This is a genomic window from Streptomyces zhihengii, from assembly GCF_016919245.1.
GTDB classification, from domain to species: domain Bacteria; phylum Actinomycetota; class Actinomycetes; order Streptomycetales; family Streptomycetaceae; genus Streptomyces; species Streptomyces zhihengii.
Window position 1 is genome coordinate 767,681 of the sequence record NZ_JAFEJA010000002.1, and the last position, 16,163, is coordinate 783,843.

At 76.1% G+C, this 16,163-nt stretch carries 15 protein-coding genes; 6 read left to right on the forward strand and 9 right to left on the reverse strand.

What is annotated here, in order from left to right; translation table 11 throughout:
- Positions 1–17: 17 nt before the first annotated feature.
- The 3 genes from JE024_RS31170 (at position 18) to JE024_RS31180 (ending at position 3,416) form a co-directional block, all read left to right on the forward strand.
- Complete coding sequence (locus JE024_RS31170; RefSeq protein ID WP_205377245.1) at positions 18–500, forward strand: NUDIX hydrolase; 483 nt, start codon at positions 18–20, stop codon at positions 498–500.
- Between the two features lie 55 nt (positions 501–555).
- A complete protein-coding gene (locus tag JE024_RS31175; RefSeq protein WP_205377246.1) occupies positions 556–1,395 on the forward strand; it encodes a 3-hydroxybutyrate dehydrogenase in 840 nt (279 codons plus the stop codon).
- Between the two features lie 131 nt (positions 1,396–1,526).
- Positions 1,527–3,416 carry a helix-turn-helix domain-containing protein gene (locus tag JE024_RS31180; RefSeq protein ID WP_205377247.1) on the forward strand — a complete coding sequence of 630 codons (1,890 nt, stop codon included), beginning with the start codon at positions 1,527–1,529 and terminating at the stop codon, positions 3,414–3,416.
- Between the two features lie 445 nt (positions 3,417–3,861).
- On the opposite strand, the gene JE024_RS31185 is transcribed toward JE024_RS31180, so the two are convergent.
- Positions 3,862–5,250, reverse strand: coding sequence for an MFS transporter (locus JE024_RS31185; protein ID WP_205377248.1), 1,389 nt, complete (start codon positions 5,248–5,250; stop codon positions 3,862–3,864).
- A 285-nt stretch (positions 5,251–5,535) separates the two neighbouring features.
- Between JE024_RS31185 and JE024_RS31190 the strand changes: the two genes are divergently transcribed.
- Positions 5,536–6,555 carry a serine/threonine-protein kinase gene (locus JE024_RS31190; protein WP_205377249.1) on the forward strand — a complete coding sequence of 340 codons (1,020 nt, stop codon included), beginning with the start codon at positions 5,536–5,538 and terminating at the stop codon, positions 6,553–6,555.
- Between the two features lie 35 nt (positions 6,556–6,590).
- Here JE024_RS31190 and JE024_RS31195 read toward each other — a convergent pair whose 3' ends face one another.
- The 7 genes from JE024_RS31195 to JE024_RS31225 form a co-directional block, all read right to left on the reverse strand.
- Positions 6,591–7,205 (reverse strand): VOC family protein, encoded by a 615-nt coding sequence (locus tag JE024_RS31195; protein ID WP_205377250.1) that lies wholly within the window; start codon positions 7,203–7,205, stop codon positions 6,591–6,593.
- 123 nt (positions 7,206–7,328) lie between these two features.
- Positions 7,329–8,042: a response regulator gene (locus JE024_RS31200; RefSeq protein ID WP_205377251.1), complete on the reverse strand. Its 714-nt coding sequence runs from the start codon at positions 8,040–8,042 to the stop codon at positions 7,329–7,331.
- 96 nt (positions 8,043–8,138) lie between these two features.
- A complete protein-coding gene (locus JE024_RS31205; RefSeq protein WP_205377252.1) occupies positions 8,139–9,146 on the reverse strand; it encodes an Acg family FMN-binding oxidoreductase in 1,008 nt (335 codons plus the stop codon).
- A 117-nt stretch (positions 9,147–9,263) separates the two neighbouring features.
- Complete coding sequence (locus JE024_RS31210; protein ID WP_205377253.1) at positions 9,264–9,884, reverse strand: Rv1733c family protein; 621 nt, start codon at positions 9,882–9,884, stop codon at positions 9,264–9,266.
- Between the two features lie 217 nt (positions 9,885–10,101).
- A complete protein-coding gene (locus JE024_RS31215) occupies positions 10,102–10,923 on the reverse strand; it encodes a rod shape-determining protein (RefSeq protein ID WP_205377254.1) in 822 nt (273 codons plus the stop codon).
- Entirely contained in the window at positions 10,920–11,441 is a 522-nt protein-coding gene (locus JE024_RS42390; protein ID WP_372449886.1) for a TraR/DksA family transcriptional regulator, read from the reverse strand. Before JE024_RS42390 ends, JE024_RS31215 begins: the two co-directional genes overlap by 4 nt.
- A gap of 75 nt (positions 11,442–11,516) precedes the next feature.
- Positions 11,517–11,843 (reverse strand): TraR/DksA C4-type zinc finger protein, encoded by a 327-nt coding sequence (locus JE024_RS31225; protein WP_205377255.1) that lies wholly within the window; start codon positions 11,841–11,843, stop codon positions 11,517–11,519.
- A gap of 263 nt (positions 11,844–12,106) precedes the next feature.
- On the opposite strand from JE024_RS31225, the gene JE024_RS31230 reads away from it, so the two are divergent.
- Both JE024_RS31230 and JE024_RS31235 read left to right on the forward strand, forming a co-directional pair.
- Positions 12,107–13,105 (forward strand): sensor histidine kinase, encoded by a 999-nt coding sequence (locus JE024_RS31230; protein WP_205377256.1) that lies wholly within the window; start codon positions 12,107–12,109, stop codon positions 13,103–13,105.
- The gene (locus tag JE024_RS31235; RefSeq protein WP_205377257.1) at positions 13,102–13,761 is read left to right on the forward strand and encodes a response regulator; all 660 of its coding nucleotides are present in this window, start codon (positions 13,102–13,104) and stop codon (positions 13,759–13,761) included. Before JE024_RS31230 ends, JE024_RS31235 begins: the two co-directional genes overlap by 4 nt.
- A 90-nt stretch (positions 13,762–13,851) precedes the next feature.
- On the opposite strand, the gene JE024_RS31240 is transcribed toward JE024_RS31235, so the two are convergent.
- Positions 13,852–16,161 (reverse strand): ABC transporter permease, encoded by a 2,310-nt coding sequence (locus tag JE024_RS31240; RefSeq protein WP_205377258.1) that lies wholly within the window; start codon positions 16,159–16,161, stop codon positions 13,852–13,854.
- Positions 16,162–16,163: the final 2 nt, after the last annotated feature.

The following is a 16,163-nucleotide window of genomic DNA, read 5'->3' on the forward strand; positions in this document are numbered from 1 at the left end:
CCGGTTAGGGTCGGGGCATGGGCACCCCTGAATACATCCGCGACATCCGGGCCCTGGCCGGCCACCAGCTCCTCTACCTGCCCGGGGTCAGCGCCGTCGTCTTCGACGACGAGGGCCGTGTGCTGCTCGGGCGGCGCGCGGACACCGGGCTGTGGTCCGTCGTCGGCGGCATCTGCGAGCCCGGCGAGGAGCCCGCGTCCACGGCCGAGCGCGAGGTGTACGAGGAGACCGCCGTCCACTGCGTCGCCGACCGGGTCGTCCTCGTGCAGGCGCTGCCCCGGCCGGTGACGTATCCCAACGGCGACATCTGCCAGTACATGGACATCACCTTCCGCTGCCGTGCGGTGGGCGGCGAGGCACGGGTCAACGACGAGGAGTCCCTCGACGTCGGCTGGTTCGCGGTGGACGCGCTGCCGGAACTCCAGGAGTTCGCCCTGTTCCGGATCAAGCAGGCGATGAACGAGGGACCGGCATGGTTCCAGCCCACCACTCGGCAGTGAAGTATGGGCGCTGACCACATCGGTCGGGGGTTGATCACTGCCTAGGGTGCGGAACATGACCCCGCCCTCCACATCAGGTCCCGCACCGGTCCCCGCGTCCGCCGCCGCGCCGGACACCGCCGGTCACTCCGTCTCGCTCGACCTCGGCGGGCGCACCGCCGTGGTCACCGGCGCCGCGGGCGGCATCGGCCGCGCCTGCGCGCTCCGGCTCGCCGCCGCGGGCGCCAAGGTGAGAGCCGTGGACCGGGACGCCGCCGGGCTGGCCGCCCTGGCGGAGGGGGCCGGGGCGCTGGCCGGCGCGGTGGAGCCGGAGGTGCTCGACCTGACCGACCTCGACGCCGCCGAGGCCGTCGCCGCGGGCGCCGACATCCTGGTCAACAACGCGGGGCTGCAACTGGTCCGCCCCATCGAGGACTTCCCCCCGGACGTGTTCCACACCGTGCTCACGGTGATGCTGGAGGCCCCGTTCCGGCTGATCAGGGGAGCCCTGCCGCACATGTACGCCCAGGGATGGGGCCGGATCGTCAACATCTCCTCCGTCCACGGACTGCGCGCCTCCGCCTTCAAGTCCGCCTATGTGGCGGCCAAACACGGTCTCGAAGGACTCTCCAAGACCGCGGCCCTCGAAGGCGCGCCCCACGGCGTCACCTCGGTCTGCGTCAACCCGGGCTATGTGCGCACCCCGCTGGTGGAGAAGCAGCTCGCCGACCAGGCGGCCGCCCACGACCTGCCCGAGGAGCGGGTGCTCACCGACGTCCTGCTCAAGGACTCCGCGATCAAGAGGCTCATCGAGCCCGACGAGGTCGCCGAGGCGGTGCTGTACCTGTGCAGCCCGCAGGCGTCCTTCATCACCGGCACCTCCGTGGCGCTCGACGGCGGATGGACCGCGCACTGACACCTGACGGCCCCGCCGGCGAGCGGACCGGGGCCGGCCGGACGCCGCCGGGGCCGCCCGCCCCGGGGGCCAGGGGCGGAGTTTTCCACAGGGCTGGCGCCGGGGCACCGGTGACGGGTAATCCTGTCCCCATGTCCCTGGACCAAGCCGCCTACCTGGAGCTCCTCGCCCGTGGCGCCGCCGCGGAGGCGTACGACCGGCCCGTGCTGATGGCGCGGGCCCACGGCGCCGACGCCGAGACACTCGCCGCCATGGAGCACGCCAAGCAGCTCGCGCTGCGCGTCCGCGCCGAGCTGGAGGGGCGCAGGCGGCGGGAGGCCGAGCTGTCCGCGCTCTTCGAGACCGCGCACGACCTCGCGGGGCTGCGCGACCTCGACGCGGTGCTGCGCGCCATCGTGCAGCGCGCGCGCTCGCTGCTCGGCACCGAGGTGGCCTACCTCAGCCTCAACGACACGGTCGCCGGCGACACCTACATGCGGGTGACGGAGGGGTCCGTCTCGGCCCGCTTCCAGCAGGTGCGCCTGGGCATGGGGGAGGGCCTGGGCGGTCTCGTCGCCCAGACGGCCCGCCCCTACGTGACCGACAGCTACTTCGAGGACGCCCGCTTCGAGCACACCGGGACCATCGACGCGGCCGTCAAGGACGAGGGGCTCGTCGCCATCCTCGGCGTACCGCTGATGCTGGGCAGCCAGGTGATCGGCGTGCTCTTCGCCGCCGACCGCAGGGCCCGCGTGTTCGAGCGCGAGCAGGTCGCGCTGATGGCCTCCTTCGCCGCGCACGCCGCCGTCGCCATCGACACGGCCAACCTGCTCGCCGAGACCCGCTCCGCCCTCGCCGAACTGGAGCGGGCGAACGAGATCATCCAGGACCACAGCGGGGTGATCGAGCGCGCCTCCGACGTGCACGACCGCCTCACCGAGCTGGTGCTGCGCGGCGGCGGGGTCGACGACGTGGCCGCCGCGCTGTCCGAGATACTCGGCGGCACCGTGGAGTTCACCGAGGACGCGCCCCGGCACGCCGGGACCGACGGGCACGCCGTCCGCCACCGCGACGACTGGATCGCCGAGGTGTCCGCGGGCGGGGAGGTCTTCGGGGCCCTCGTCCTGCACGGCCACCCCGCCCTCGACCCGGTCGACCAGCGCACTCTGGAGCGGGCCGCCATGGTGACCTCGCTCCTGCTGCTCGCCCGCCGCTCCGCCCACGACGCCGAGCGCCGGGTGCGCGGCGAGCTGCTCGACGACCTGCTCGACGCGCCGGACCGCGACCCGCGGCTGCTGCGGGAGCGCGCGGCCCGTCTCGGCGCCGACCTGGACACGCCCCATGTCGTCCTCGCCGCCCGCATCGAGGGCCCGGGCTCCGGCGCGGGCCCGGCGTCCGCCGCGCGGGAGAGCGCGGACCGGCGGCGTCTGTGGTCGGCCGCCTCCCACCTGGCCGCCACCGGCGCCGGGCTCGCCGCCGCCCGCGACGGCGGCACGGTGCTGCTGCTGCCGCTGGGGGCGGACGACACCCCGGCCGCGCTCGCCCGCCGGACGGCCCGCCAGCTCGGCGGCACCCTGCGCGAGCCCGTCACGGTGGGCGCCTCGTCGCCCGTGGCCTCGCCCGCCGGCGATCCCACACCGGTGGCCGCCGCCTACGAACAGGCCGGCCGCTGTCTGGACGCCCTGCGTCTGCTGGGCCGGGCCGGCCAGGGCGCCGCCGCCCAGGACCTCGGCTTCCTCGGACTGCTGCTCGCCGACCCGGGCGACATCGACGGTTTCGTGCACCGCACGATCGGCGAGGTCGTCGCCTACGACCGGCGCCGGGGCACGGACCTGGTCGGCACCATGGCCGCGTACTTCGCCAGCGGCATGAGCCCCGCCCGCACCAAGGACGACCTGCACGTCCATGTGAACACCGTCGCCCAGCGGCTGGAGCGCATCGGCCGGCTGCTCGGCCCCGACTGGCAGTCCCCGGGGCGGGCCCTGGAGATCCAGCTCGCGCTGCGCCTGCACGGCATGTCCGCGGCGGTCGCCGAGGAGTGACCCGGGGCCCGGGACGCCGACGCGCGCGCCCGGGGCTCCGTGCGCCCGCCTGCCCGCCCGCACCCGCGCGCCCGCACCCGCGCGCCCGCACCCGCGCGCCCGCACCCGCGCGCCCGCACCCGCGCGCCCGCACCCGCGCGCCCGCACCCGCGCGCCCTGCCCGCCCGCACCCGCGCGCCCTGTCCGGGCGCGCCGCCCCGTGCGGGCCGGGCCCGGTCACCGGGCACCTCCGCACCGCGTGCCCTGTCCGGGGGCGCTGCCTCTCCGCTCCGGGCGCCTCCGCGCCGCGCCCGACCGGGCGCCTCCGTACCGGGCCCGACCGGGCACGCCTCCCCCTCCGTACCGGGCCCGACCGGGCGCCTCCGCGCCGGGCCCGGTCGCCGGGCACGCGAAGAGGCGCGGGACCTGGGAGGTCCCGCGCCTCTTCGGGCGTGCGCGGTCGGGTTCAGAGGGTGCGGGCGGCGTCGGCCTGGGCCGGGATCCGGTCCGCGGCCGGCTCCGCGCCGGGCTCCACGTCGTTGAGGTCCCGGTCGCGGGTCTCCTTGGCGCAGACGATGGCCACCACCGTCAGCAGCGCCGCGGCGATCACGTACAGCGCGATCGGGGTGGACGAGTCGTAGTCGGCCAGCAGCGCCGTCGCGATCAGCGGCGCGGGCGCCCCGGCGGCGACCGAGGAGAACTGCGCGCCGATCGAAGCGCCCGAGTACCGCATCCGGGTCGCGAACATCTCCGAGAAGAAGGCCGCCTGCGGGGCGTACATGGCGCCGTGCAGCACCAGGCCGACGGTCACGGCGAGCAGCAGCGATCCGAACGACGCCTGGTCGATGAGCATGAAGAACGGGAACATCCAGGCGCCGACGCCGACCGCGCCGATCAGATACACGGGCCGGCGGCCGATCCGGTCCGACAGCGCGCCCCAGAGCGGGATCGTCACGAAGTGGACGGCGGATCCGATGAGCACGGCGTTCAGCGCGGTCTGCTTGCTCAGGTCCACCGCGGTCGTGGCGTAGACGAGGATGAAGGCCGTGATCACGTAGTAGCTGATGTTCTCGGCCATCCGGGCGCCCATCGCGATGAGCACATCGCGCCAGTGGTGGCGCAGCACCGCGACCAGCGGCATCTTCTCGATCTTCCCGGCCTCCGCCTTGCGCTGCTCGGCCTGTGCCAGGGCCGCCTTGAAGACGGGGGACTCGTCGACGGAGAGGCGGATCCACAGACCGACGATCACGAGCACGCCGGACAGCAGGAAGGGGATGCGCCAGCCCCACGAGAGGAACGCGGACTCCGAGAGCAGGGCGGTCAGCGCGGAGAGCACACCGGTGGCGAGCAACTGCCCGGCCGGGGCGCCCGTCTGGGGCCAGGAGGCCCAGAAGCCGCGCCGCTTGGCGTCGCCGTGCTCGGAGACGAGGAGCACCGCCCCGCCCCACTCGCCGCCGAGGGCGAAGCCCTGCACCAGCCGCAGCACGGTCAGCAGGACGGGTGCCATGGAGCCGATCGCCGCGTGGGTGGGCAGCAGTCCGATGGCGAAGGTCGCGCCGCCCATCATCAGCAGGCTGAGCACCAGGAGCTTCTTGCGGCCGAGCCGGTCGCCGTAGTGGCCGAAGACCAGTGCGCCGAGGGGCCGGGCGGCGAAGCCCACCGCATAGGTCAGGAAGGACAGCAGGGTGCCGACGAGCGGGTCCGAGTCCGGGAAGAAGAGCTTGTTGAAGACCAGAGCGGCGGCTGAGCCGTAGAGGAAGAAGTCGTACCACTCGATGGTGGTGCCGATGAGGCTCGCGGCGACGATGCGCTTGAGCGAGTTCGGCGCTGGTGGAGCGGATGCGGGGGCGGCCATGAACACCACTTCCGGACAGTTGGCGGGGACGTTTCCGTGTCGCCACACCGTAGGAAGACGCAGGTCACAGGCGTATGTGGTGGGACACCATAGTTCTGTGGGCCGGGGTGCGCGCGCCCACCATGGAGGCCCTGAGCGGCGCCCCGTGACGGGAGGACGAGGTGCCGTGGAGGATGTCCGGGGACGGAGGGGGTAGGCGAGGTCCGAACTCGCGACGGCGGGCACCGGCCCGCTGCCCGGACGCGTGAGCGGGCGGGAAGCGGGAGATCACGGGAGGGAGCGCAGATGAAGGTCCGCCCGTGGGCCGCCCGAGGGGATCTCCGGCTCACCGCCCATGTGGTCGCCGGCCGCTACCGGCTCGACGACCTGATCGGCCGCGGCGGCGCCGCCGAGGTGTACGAGGCGCTCGACCTGCGCCTGCGGCGACCCGTGGCGATGAAGGTCTTCCACCCGGACGGCGAGGCGCCGACGGAGGAGCGCTGCGCCGACGAGGGCCGCCTGCTGGCCCTGCTGCGGCACCCCGGGCTGGTCACCGCCTACGACCGCGGTCTGGAGGACGGGCGGCCCTATCTGGTCATGCAGCTCGTGCGCGGGACGACGCTGAGCCGGCGCATCGCCGCGGCCCCGCTGACGCCGGCCGAGGTCGCACGGACCGGAGCCGCGCTGGCGTCGGCGCTGGCCCACGTCCACGCGGCCGGGATCGTGCACCGCGACGTCAAGCCGTCGAACATCCTCCTGGAGGAGACCGGGGTCCCGTACCTGACGGACTTCGGCATCTCCCGGCTGCGCGGCAGCGACGCCCGGACCGCCGCGGGCGTCCTGCTGGGCACGGCCGCCTACATGGCACCGGAGCAGGTGCTGGGCCACGAGGCGGGGCCCGCCGCGGACGTGTACAGCCTCGGCCTGGTGCTCCTCGAATCGCTGAAGGGCGAACTGGAGTACGGCGGTGTGCCGTTGGCGGCCGCCGTCGCGCGGCTGCACCGGCCCCCGGTCATCCCGGCGGGCCTCCCGCCCGCTCTCACCGGCCTGCTGGAGGCCATGACGGATCCGGACGAGCACAGCAGGCCGGACGCGCACGCCTGCGTGCGGGAGCTGTCCGCCGTGCCGGGCGGACTGCCCGGGGCGCCGCCCGAGGCCGTCCCCGGGGCGGACGACGGGGGCCGGACGGACGGCACACCCCGCCGCAGGGCATCCGGCTCGCTGCGTACGGCGTCGCCGTTCCGGTGGATGCGGCGACGCCGGGCCGCGGGCGGCCGGCTCCGGAGCCGGCAGTCCCCGCCCGCCCCGCCCGCGGCCCCGGCCTGAGCCCACCCGCCTCCCGGCATCCGCGGGAGCGCGGTTCAGGACGCCGCCGTCAGGGAGGCCGCCTCCCAGGCGAAGCCGTCCGGGTCGGTGAAGGCGCCCGATCCGCCGAGCACCAGACGGTGGGACCCGGAGCCCTCCTCGGGGACGCCGACGTCCTTGGCGAGGGCGCGTCGGCCGTACAGGGCCAGCTTCACCGGGCCCGACGTGGCGAACTCGACGTACTTGCGGCCGAAGCTCTTCGCCACGGTGAGGCCGTGCTCCACGTAGAACCGCTTGCTCTCGGCGACGTCCGAGGCCCCCAGCAGGAGCACGAGCTGCTCGATCTCCCGGGTGAGCGGGCCGGTGTCCTTCTTCGACGAGGTGGCGATCTTCCAGACGGCCCCGTCGGGCGCCCGGACGACACCCCCGTAGCCCCAGAAGGACTTCGTCGCGGGCTTCAGCGCCGTGGCGCCGGCGTCCAGGGCGGCGCCGACGAAGGCGTCCACACCGGACGGCTGGGAGACCGTGACCGACAGCGAGAAGCCGCGGAAGCCGGACGTCGGCGCGTCCGACGCGCGCAGGCCGATCCGCGTGCCCAGGCCGAGGTCGGAGTAGAAACGGGCGGCGGCCGTGGGGTCGGCCACCTCGAGGGTGACTGTTTCGAAGCTCATGTCCTCACGCTAAGCGGCACCCCGGGACCGGTGCTTCTCGATTCCTGATCGGTGCGGCCGCGCCCCTGCCCGGCACGCGGACGGGGGCGGCAGCACCCCCGTCCGGAGCGGGGAGCGGACCCCTCACGGAGTCCCGCCGTCCTCCCCGAGGGCCTGCGCCGCGATCACCGCGGCCTGGACCCTGCGCTCCACGCCCAGCTTCGCCAGCAGCCGCGAGATGTGGTTCTTCACCGTCTTCTCCGAGAGATGGAGCCGCTCGCCGATCTCCCGGTTGGTCAGCCCGTCGCCGATCAGCGCCAGCACGTCCTTCTCCCGCTCCGTCAGCCCGGCGAGCCGCCCGTCCGCGGCGGGGGCGGGCGCCGGGTCCCGCAGCGCGCGCAGCAGCCGCTCCGTGGTGGCCGGGTCCAGCATCGAGCGGCCCGCCGCCACCGTGCGCACCGCCGCGACCAGGTCCGTCCCCTTGATCTGCTTGAGGACGTACCCCGCGGCGCCGGCCATGACGGCGTCCAGCAGGGCGTCCTCGTCGTCGAAGGAGGTCAGCATCAGACAGGCGACCTCCGGCACCGCGGACCGCAGCTCACGGCAGACGGTCACGCCGTCGCCGTCCGGCAGCCGGATGTCCAGGACGGCGACGTCGGGCCGCAGGGCGACACCCCGGTTCAGCGCCTGCTCCGCGGTCGCCGCCTCGCCGACGACCTCGATGTCCGGTTCGGCGTCGAGCAGATCGCGCAGGCCCCGGCGGACGACCTCGTGGTCGTCGAGGACCAGCACCCGGATGCCGCCCTCGCCGGGGGCGGTGCGCGGCGCGTCGTCCGGGGAACGGTACGGCTCGGTCATGGTGCTTCCTCCGGTGGGTGGGCCTGCCCTTCGATCCTCTCGCCGAAGGACCCTCCCGTGCCACGGAACAGGCGCTTTCCGGCCGGTCCGTGCCGGTCAGTCGACGACGAGCACCTCGGACACCGGACGGCGCGGGGTCGCGGGCGCCTCGGGGCCGTAGCCGAGCCGGATGAGCATCTGCGGGTACGCGGCTCCCGACAGCGGGTCCCGGAGCAGCCAGCGCAGATCGGGGTGTTCGAGCGCCTGCGAGTTGAGCGAGGTGGACAGCCCGTCCAGCGTCGCGCGCAGCAGCACCCGCTCCATGGCCTGCCCCGCGCGCACCCAGTCCGCCGGTTCGTCCCGCCGCGTGCCGAGCACCGCGAGACACGGCGACCACTCGAAGACGGCCGTCCCGGGATCGGCGCCCTCACCCGCTCCGCCGGCCGCCTCGGCGCCGGGGAACTCCCGCACCAGCGCCCGGCCGCCGTGGCGGCGGGGGCCGCGCGCGTAGGCGGGGATGCCCTCCGGCGCGTCGCGGGCGCGCTCGGACGTCCAGTGCGCGATCTCCTCCAGCGCCTCGGGCGACAGCTTCTCCTCCTGCTCGGCGTCCCACGCCAGGTCGGTGAGGGTGTGGCCGCGCCAGTCGTCCGCGACGTCGAGGGCGCCGCCCTCGGCCAGCGCGGCCTGCCTGAGGCGGTCCAGCAGCTCACCGGGGACGGGCCGCTCGGAGAACGGCGCCCTGCTGGTGTGCCGCCGCGCGATCGCCGGGTGCAGTTCCGCGAGGCCGTCCCCGGCCGCGTCCCCGGTCGCGGGGGCGAAGGTGACGGCGGCCAGCAGCTCGGGGGCGAACCCGGCCGGGCGGACGCTCACCCGGGCCTCCCAGCCGGCCGCCGCCGCGGCGACCCGCAGGTTGAACAGGGCGGCGCCGCAGCCGACATGGAGGCCGCGGGCCGCGGGATCGGTGCGCGGCATGGTGCGGGAGGCGTCCAGCAGCAGCGTCAGCACACCCTGGATCCGGTCGTAACGGAACAGCCACGGCTGCGCGTTGTGCATCGACGGAGCCAGTACGGCATCGGCGACCCAGGAGGACACGGCCTCCGGGCCGGGGACGGACGCAGCAGACATGGAAACCACCCGCACATCAACCCTCGGGCCGGAGGGGAGTCCCCGACCCGTCACCCTCCATCGTCCCTCCGGCGCACCGGCCCGGACAGGGCCGAACGGCCCTGTCCGGTGCGCCGGTCAGGCCGAGGCCGACCAGCGGGGGGCGGCCGCCGCCCAGGCGGCGTCCCACTCCGCCAGCCGCCGCCGGTCGAGCACCCGCCCGACCACCGCGTACGTGACCGCCCCGGCCACCGCGACCGCCGCTCCCGCCGTCGCCCCCCAGCCGACGGACCGGTTGCGGACCTCGGCCGCGGACATCGGGGCCCGGGCCGCCCGGCCCTCGGCGTCGCACCACAGGGGGACCGTGCTGCCCGCCGTCACCCCGGCCGGAACCTCCGTCTCGCCGCGGTGCACCCGGCCGTCCGGGCCGGTCCAGCGGACCGGCGCCGGATACCGGGCCAGGTCCGCCTCCGCCGAGCCCGGTTCCGGATGCCGGGGCGCGTCCCGCTCCAGCACCGCCGTCACCCGGTGCAGGCTCGCGGCACGCGCCTCGGCATCCGCGGTGAGCGACCCGTGCACGGCACGGCCCACGGCGACGGAGACGACGGGCACGGCGCCCAGGACCACGGCGGCCAGCGCCAGCGTGATCCACGCCCGCACCAGGTCGCACCGGCGGCGCAGCGGGTTGGGGCGCAGGCCCCACAACGGCGCCGGCCGGTGCGCGGGAGGGGGCTGGGCGCGCGGGACGGGGTCATGCATGGCTGCTCCTTCGCAGAGGGGGGCGACACCGCGTCGCGCGGTGGATCGTTCGCGGGGCGTGGTGGGATCGCCTGTCGTGGTGGATCGTTCGCGGGCGTGGAGGGATCGCCTGTCGTGGTGGATCGTTCGCGGTGCGGCGGGACCACCCGTCGTGGTGGATCGTTCGCGGTGCGGCGGGACCACCCGTCGTGGTGGATCGTTCGCGGGCGCGGCGGCATCACCCGTCGCAGGCGCGGCCCGGCCGGACGCCGGACGCCGGATGGCGGTGCACGGCCGCGAGGATCTGGCCGGCGCCCCGCAGGGCGGCGGTGTGCGGCGCGGTCGCGGGCCGCACGGGCACCCGCAGCCGGTCCGTCAGCGCGTAGGCGATCTCCGGCCGCAGGGCGCCGCCCCCGGCCAGCACCACACCGCGCCGCAGCGCCAGGAGGGACTGCGGCGTGCGGTCCGCGCGCAGCATGTCGGCGACCATGGCGACGACCGCCCCGGCGACGTCGGCGACCGGCATCGCGTCGTCGAGATCGGTGGTCCCGAGCGCGGTCCGGTACGCGTCCGCCACCGCCCCGTCCGCGAGCAGGGCGACCTCGGTCACCTGCGCGCCGAGGTCCACGACCACCAGCGGCCGGCTCATGTCCGCCGCCGCGCCGAGGGCGATCGCCCGCGCGGCCGGGACCGTCAGCACCGTGCGCGGGCGCAGCACCTCCAGCGCTTCGAGCGCGGCCCCGCGGAAGCCGGGCCCGCCGAGGACCGGGGTGCTGAGGACGATCAGCGGCCGGCCGGGGCCCGCGGTGCGGCGGCCCAGCAGCCGGTCCAGCATCCGTGCCACGCCGGCGGTGTCCACGATGGCGCCCCGCTGCACGGGGTGGATCCCGCCCGTTCCGGGGAACGTCACCGTCGGCACGTCCAGCACGACGCCCCTGCCGGGTGTCCAGGCCCGGGTGCGGGCGCTGCCGATGTCGATCGCGAACCGCGGGCAGAGCCCGCACGCGGGCCACCGCGGGTGGCGCCGCCCCGCGTCCGCCTCCGCGGCCGTGCGGCTCACCGCCCCGCCTCCCGCACGTGCTGGCAGCGCCCGCAGTAGCGGGCCTGCGGCACCACCGTCAGCCGGGCGAGGGCGATGGGCCGGGCGCAGAGGTGGCAGCTGCCGTAGCGGCCCTCCTCCATGCGCGCCAGCGCGGCCTCCACGTCGGCGAGCACCATCCGCGCGGACGCGGCGAGCCGGTCACGGGACACGGTGCCCGCCGAGCGCGCCCGCGGGCGCGCCGCGTACGGCCCGGCCCGCCGTCCGGCCCCGTCCTCCGTCTCACCGGCGCGGTCCGGCGCGTACCCGGCGCCGTCCCGGCCCGGGCCGTGCGCGGCGGGGGCGCTCCCGCAGGCGGCGCCGGCCGTGGCGGCCGCACGGTGCGGCCCGGAGGCGTCCTCGGGTCCCGGGCCGGGGGCGGACAGCCGCCGCAACTGCTCCCGGCGGAAGGCGCGCTGCTCGCGCAGGCCCTCGCGCAGCGCGTCGAGGTCCTCGGGCGCCGGGCCCGCGGTGCGGACGCCGGCCGTCTGGTTGTTCACTTCGGTCACCACTCCTGGTGCGCGGTCCGCTGTGCGCGGTGGATCGGGGCGGGTCGGTCGGGCCGGGCGGTGCCGTCACACGGTCCGGCGCTGGCAGGCGACACAGCAGCGGGCGTACGGGAGGATCTCCAGGCGCTCGTCGGGGACCGGCCGGGCGCAGCCCTCGCAGAGGCCGTAGGCGCCGCGCTCCAGGCGGGCGAAGGCCGCCTCGATCTCGGTCAGGACCCGCTGGATCGCCGACTGCTGCGCGACCATCAGGTCGCGCGGCGCCTCGTGCCGCTCCTCCTCGATGGCCGCGAGCTGGGTGAGGCGGGAGGCCCGCTCGTGCTCCAGGCGCTGCCGGATCTCGGGGTCGGTGGCACCGCGGGGACGGGAGACGGAGCGAGCCGCGTCGGGCGACATGGCGTTCCTTTCGGGGCGGCGGCCGCGGCGTCGTGCGGCGGGCGCCGCGGACGCACGTCCGCACCGCCGGGCGGCGGTGCGGAGGCCAAGGGGTTCCTGACTGCCACCCTCGCCCTTTCCCGCGCGCCGAGCCATCGGGCCCGGACCCCATTTGCGGGGGCTCCCATGGTGTAGAGGCCCGGGGTCCCCGGCCCGGTGCCGGCACCCTCCCCGGGTGGCCCATAGTGGTAGCACCTGCGACGAAGGAGGAGGTCAGGTACGCCGTGTCCCTGTTCTGGCGGATTTTCGCGCTCAACGCCCTGGTGCTCGGAGTCGCCACCGCGCTGCTGCTGTGGGCGCCGGTGACGGTCTCCGTGCCCGTACTGCTGACGGAGGCGGTGATCCTTCTCGGCGGGCTCGGCGTCATGCTGGTCGCCAACGCGGCGCTGCTGCGCGTCGGCCTGGCGCCGCTGGACCGGCTGACGCGGCAGATGGCCACCGTCGACCTCCTCCGGCCCGGCGGCCGTCTGCCCGTGCCGGGCCACGGCGGGGTCGGGGAGCTGATCCACACCTTCAACGAGATGATCGAGCGGCTGGAGGCCGAGCGGGCCGCCAGCAGCGCCCGCGCCCTGAACGCCCAGGAGTCCGAACGGCGCCGGATCGCGCAGGAGTTGCACGACGAGGTCGGCCAGAGCATGACCGCCGTCCTGCTGACGCTGAAGCGGGCGGCCGACCAGTCCGGCGGGCCGCTGCGGGACGACATGCGGCTCGCGCAGGAGACCACCCGGGCGAGCCTCGACGAGGTCCGCCGGCTCGCCCGCCGGCTGCGCCCCGGCGTGCTGGAGGACCTCGGGCTGGTCAGCGCGCTGACCTCGCTCGCGGTCGAGTTCGCCACCCACACCGGGCTGCGCGTCGAGCGCCGCTTCGGCGCCGGCCTGCCCGGCCTCGACCGGGTCGGCGAACTCGTCGTCTACCGGGTCGCCCAGGAAAGTCTGACCAATGTCGCCCGGCACGCGGAGGCGGGGAACGTGACCCTTGAACTGACCGGTACGCCCGGCGCGGTGACGCTGACCGTCACCGACGACGGCCGGGGTGTGGGACTGGCGCGCGACGGCGCCGGCATCCGCGGCATGCGCGAACGCGCCCTGCTGCTGGGCGCCTCGCTCGACATCGGCGCCACCGGGCGGGGCGGCACCCGCGTCCGGCTGACGGTGCCGGTGGCACCGCTCGCGCCGGCCTTCGTGCCGCTCGCCCCGGCGGCCCCCGAGGAGGGGCTGCCATGACGGACACACCGGAGATCCGCATCCTGCTCGCCGACGACCACGCGCTGGTGCGCAGGGGCGTGCGGCTCATCCTCGACGGGGAGCCCGGTCTGCGGGTGGTGGCCGAGGCGGGCGACGGCGCGGAGGCCGTCGAGATGGTCCGCGGCCACGAGGTCGACCTCGCGGTCCTCGACATCGGCATGCCGAGGATGACCGGCATCCAGGCCGCGCGCGAACTGGCGTCGCTCCGGCCGGGGCTGCGCATCCTGATGCTGACCATGTACGACAACGAGCAGTACTTCTTCCAGGCCCTGAAGGCGGGGGCCTGCGGCTACGTCCTCAAGTCCGTCGCCGACCGCGACCTGGTGGCGGCGTGCCGGGCCGCGATGCGCGGCGAGTCCTTCCTCTACCCCGGGGCCGTCACGGCGCTGATCCGCAACTACCTGGACCGCGCCCGCCTCGGCGAGGACGCCGGGGGCGAGATCCTCACGGCGCGGGAGGAGGAGGTCCTGAAGCTGGTGGCGGAGGGGCTGTCGTCGAAGGACATCGCGGAGACGCTCTTCATCAGCGTCAAGACCGTCCAGCGCCACCGGGCGAACCTGCTGAGCAAGCTGGGGCTCCGGGACCGGCTTGCGCTCACCCGCTACGCGATCCGGTCCGGCCTGATCGAGCCCTGAGCGCGCCGCGGCCGCGCGAGCGCCGCGCCGGGAGCCCCGCCCCCGTGGGACGCCCCGCCGCCCGCCGCGCACCGCTGTGCCGGCGGGCGGCTACAGCGTCTCGCTCAGCGAGTCCGCCAGCCGTCGCCGGGCCGTGCGGGTCGCCGGCAGGGTGGCCGCCGCGACGGCCCCGGCGACGGCGGCGGCCGCGACCGCCAGCAGCACGGTGAACGGGGGCACCTGGGCGACGCCCGCCCCCATGCCGCTCGTCCGGGCCTGCGCGTCCACCAGCCAGTGCCCGGCCAGCGCGCCGGCCGACGTGCCGAGGGTGGCGGAGACCAGCGCCGTCAGCCCGGCCGCCGTCACGATCACCGCGCCGATCTGGCGCGGGGTCAGCCCGATCGCCTTCAGGGCGAGCAGGTCACGCGCCCGGTCGCGCACCTCGGTGCCGATGAGGGTGAGCAGCTCGATCAGGCCGATCAGCGCGAGGACGCCGATCAGCGCGGCGATCACGGCCCGGGCCGGTTCGAGGCGGTCGGCCGGGTTCGGCGTCACCCGGACCTCCAGCGTGCCGTCCGCCGCGGCGCCCACCCGGGCGGCGACCGCGCGCGGGTCCGCGCCCTCGCTCAGCACCAGGGCCTGGAAGCCCGGCCGCAGCAGCGGATCGCGTTCGCGCAGTGTGTCCAGGGTGGTGGTGACCACCCGCCCGCCGGACTCCGGTTCGATGCTGCGGCCGACGATGTGCAGGATCTGCGGCCGGCCCCCGACCGTCATCCGGACCCAGTCCCCGACCCGGGCGTCCAGCAGGTCCAGCAGTCCCTGCCCGGCGACCGCCTCGTCCGGCCCGGCGGGGGAGCGGCCCTCGGCCACGGCGGAGGGGTACGGCTCGGCGTCGGTGCCGAGGCCGCGCAGGGTGATCGTGCCGGTCTGGCCGGGCACCAGGGCGGCCATCTCCGCGCCGGGATGGGCGGAGGCCACCCCCGGGACCCGCGTCAGCGTCGCCCGCAGCTCGGCGTCCGCGGGCCCGCCGGGCTGGGCCGCGCGCACGGTCAGCGCCGTCGGCAGCCCCATGCGCTCCGGCCGGTCGCGGAACTGGTCCAGGGTCGACCAGGCGACGAGCGCCACCGTGATCAGGACCAGCGGCAGCGCCAGCCGGGCCACCTGGAGGAGCGTGCGGCCCCGGCGGGGGAACGCGGCCCGCCAGCCCAGCACCAGCGCGGGCGGCACCCGCATCCCGAGCGCGCGGCGCCCCAGCGCCGTCATCGGGGACGGCAGCGGCTGAGCCGCCCGGGCCACGGGCACCGGCGGCACCCGGCCCGCCCGCCAGGCGGCGAGCGAGGTGGCGGCCGCGATCAGCAGCACCGCGCCGGCCGGCACACCGGTCATCACGGCGGCCCGGCCCGGCAGGTCCTGCCACACGGAGACCGCGTCGCCGATCCTGCCCGGAATCCGGGAGCCGACCACCGCGATCGCGGCGGATCCGAGCGCGACCCCGAGCAGCGCGAACGCCAGATGCTGGAGCAGGAACGCCCGCACCACCTGCCCCGGGGTGAAGCCGACGGCCTTGAGCACCGCGATGTCCCTGAGCTGCCCGCGCACCCGTGCCGCGACCGCGCCGGAGGCGGCGAGCGCGGCGGCCAGCAGCGCCCCGAGACCGAACACGGCGAACAGCAGCCCGAGCAGCCGGTCGTCGTCGCCGGCCTCGGCCCGCGCCTGCTCCCACTTGGTGACCTGCGCGACCCGGTCGGCACCGAGCACGGTGACGGCCCGCTGCACCATGAAGTCGGTGTCGTCCGGATCGGCCAGGCGCAGGCCCACCGTCTGGTCGTGCGACCCGGGGGCGACCGTGTCCAGTGCGCCGGGGAGCACCCAGCCGGTCCCCGGCTGGCCGCCGGGCCGGTAACGCGGTTCCGCGGCCTCGGCGATCCCGGCGACGCGCAGCGTGTGCGCGGCGCCGCGCGGGCCGGTCACCCGCAGGGTGTCGCCCGGTTCGGCCCACAGGGCTTGGGCGACGGAGCTCTCCAGGACGATCTCGTCCGTCCGGGAGGCGAGCCACTGACCCCGGGTGAGCAGGGGCCGTCCGGTCCGGGGGAGCTGCGCGCCGGTGGCGCGCAGTTCGATGCCCGCCCGCGCGCCCCGGGACGCGGCGGTGGCGTCGGCCGTGCGGTAGGGGCCGGCGAGGGAGGTGACGCCTTCGAGGTCCCGGAGCGCCGCGGTGTCGGCGCCGCCGCGGGTGTGGAGCCATATGTGGGCGCCCTGGGACTGGTTGAAGACCCGCTGCCAGGGGTTGGCGGCGTATCCGAGGAGTGCTCCGGCGAGCAGCAGCGAGGCGATCACACCCGCGCTGGCCAGCACCACGAACAGCGCCTCGCCGCGGTGCGCGCGCAGATCGGCGTTGGCCCAGCGCAGAGTCGCCCGCACGC

Coding starts and splice junctions, on each gene's coding strand:
- JE024_RS31170 (WP_205377245.1), top strand. CDS start 18: ATGGGCACCCCTGAATACATCCGCGACATCCGGGCCCTGGCCGGCCAC.
- JE024_RS31175 (WP_205377246.1), top strand. CDS start 556: ATGACCCCGCCCTCCACATCAGGTCCCGCACCGGTCCCCGCGTCCGCC.
- JE024_RS31180 (WP_205377247.1), top strand. CDS start 1,527: ATGTCCCTGGACCAAGCCGCCTACCTGGAGCTCCTCGCCCGTGGCGCC.
- JE024_RS31185 (WP_205377248.1), bottom strand. CDS start 5,250: ATGGCCGCCCCCGCATCCGCTCCACCAGCGCCGAACTCGCTCAAGCGC.
- JE024_RS31190 (WP_205377249.1), top strand. CDS start 5,536: ATGAAGGTCCGCCCGTGGGCCGCCCGAGGGGATCTCCGGCTCACCGCC.
- JE024_RS31195 (WP_205377250.1), bottom strand. CDS start 7,205: ATGAGCTTCGAAACAGTCACCCTCGAGGTGGCCGACCCCACGGCCGCC.
- JE024_RS31200 (WP_205377251.1), bottom strand. CDS start 8,042: ATGACCGAGCCGTACCGTTCCCCGGACGACGCGCCGCGCACCGCCCCC.
- JE024_RS31205 (WP_205377252.1), bottom strand. CDS start 9,146: ATGTCTGCTGCGTCCGTCCCCGGCCCGGAGGCCGTGTCCTCCTGGGTC.
- JE024_RS31210 (WP_205377253.1), bottom strand. CDS start 9,884: ATGCATGACCCCGTCCCGCGCGCCCAGCCCCCTCCCGCGCACCGGCCG.
- JE024_RS31225 (WP_205377255.1), bottom strand. CDS start 11,843: ATGTCGCCCGACGCGGCTCGCTCCGTCTCCCGTCCCCGCGGTGCCACC.
- JE024_RS31235 (WP_205377257.1), top strand. CDS start 13,102: ATGACGGACACACCGGAGATCCGCATCCTGCTCGCCGACGACCACGCG.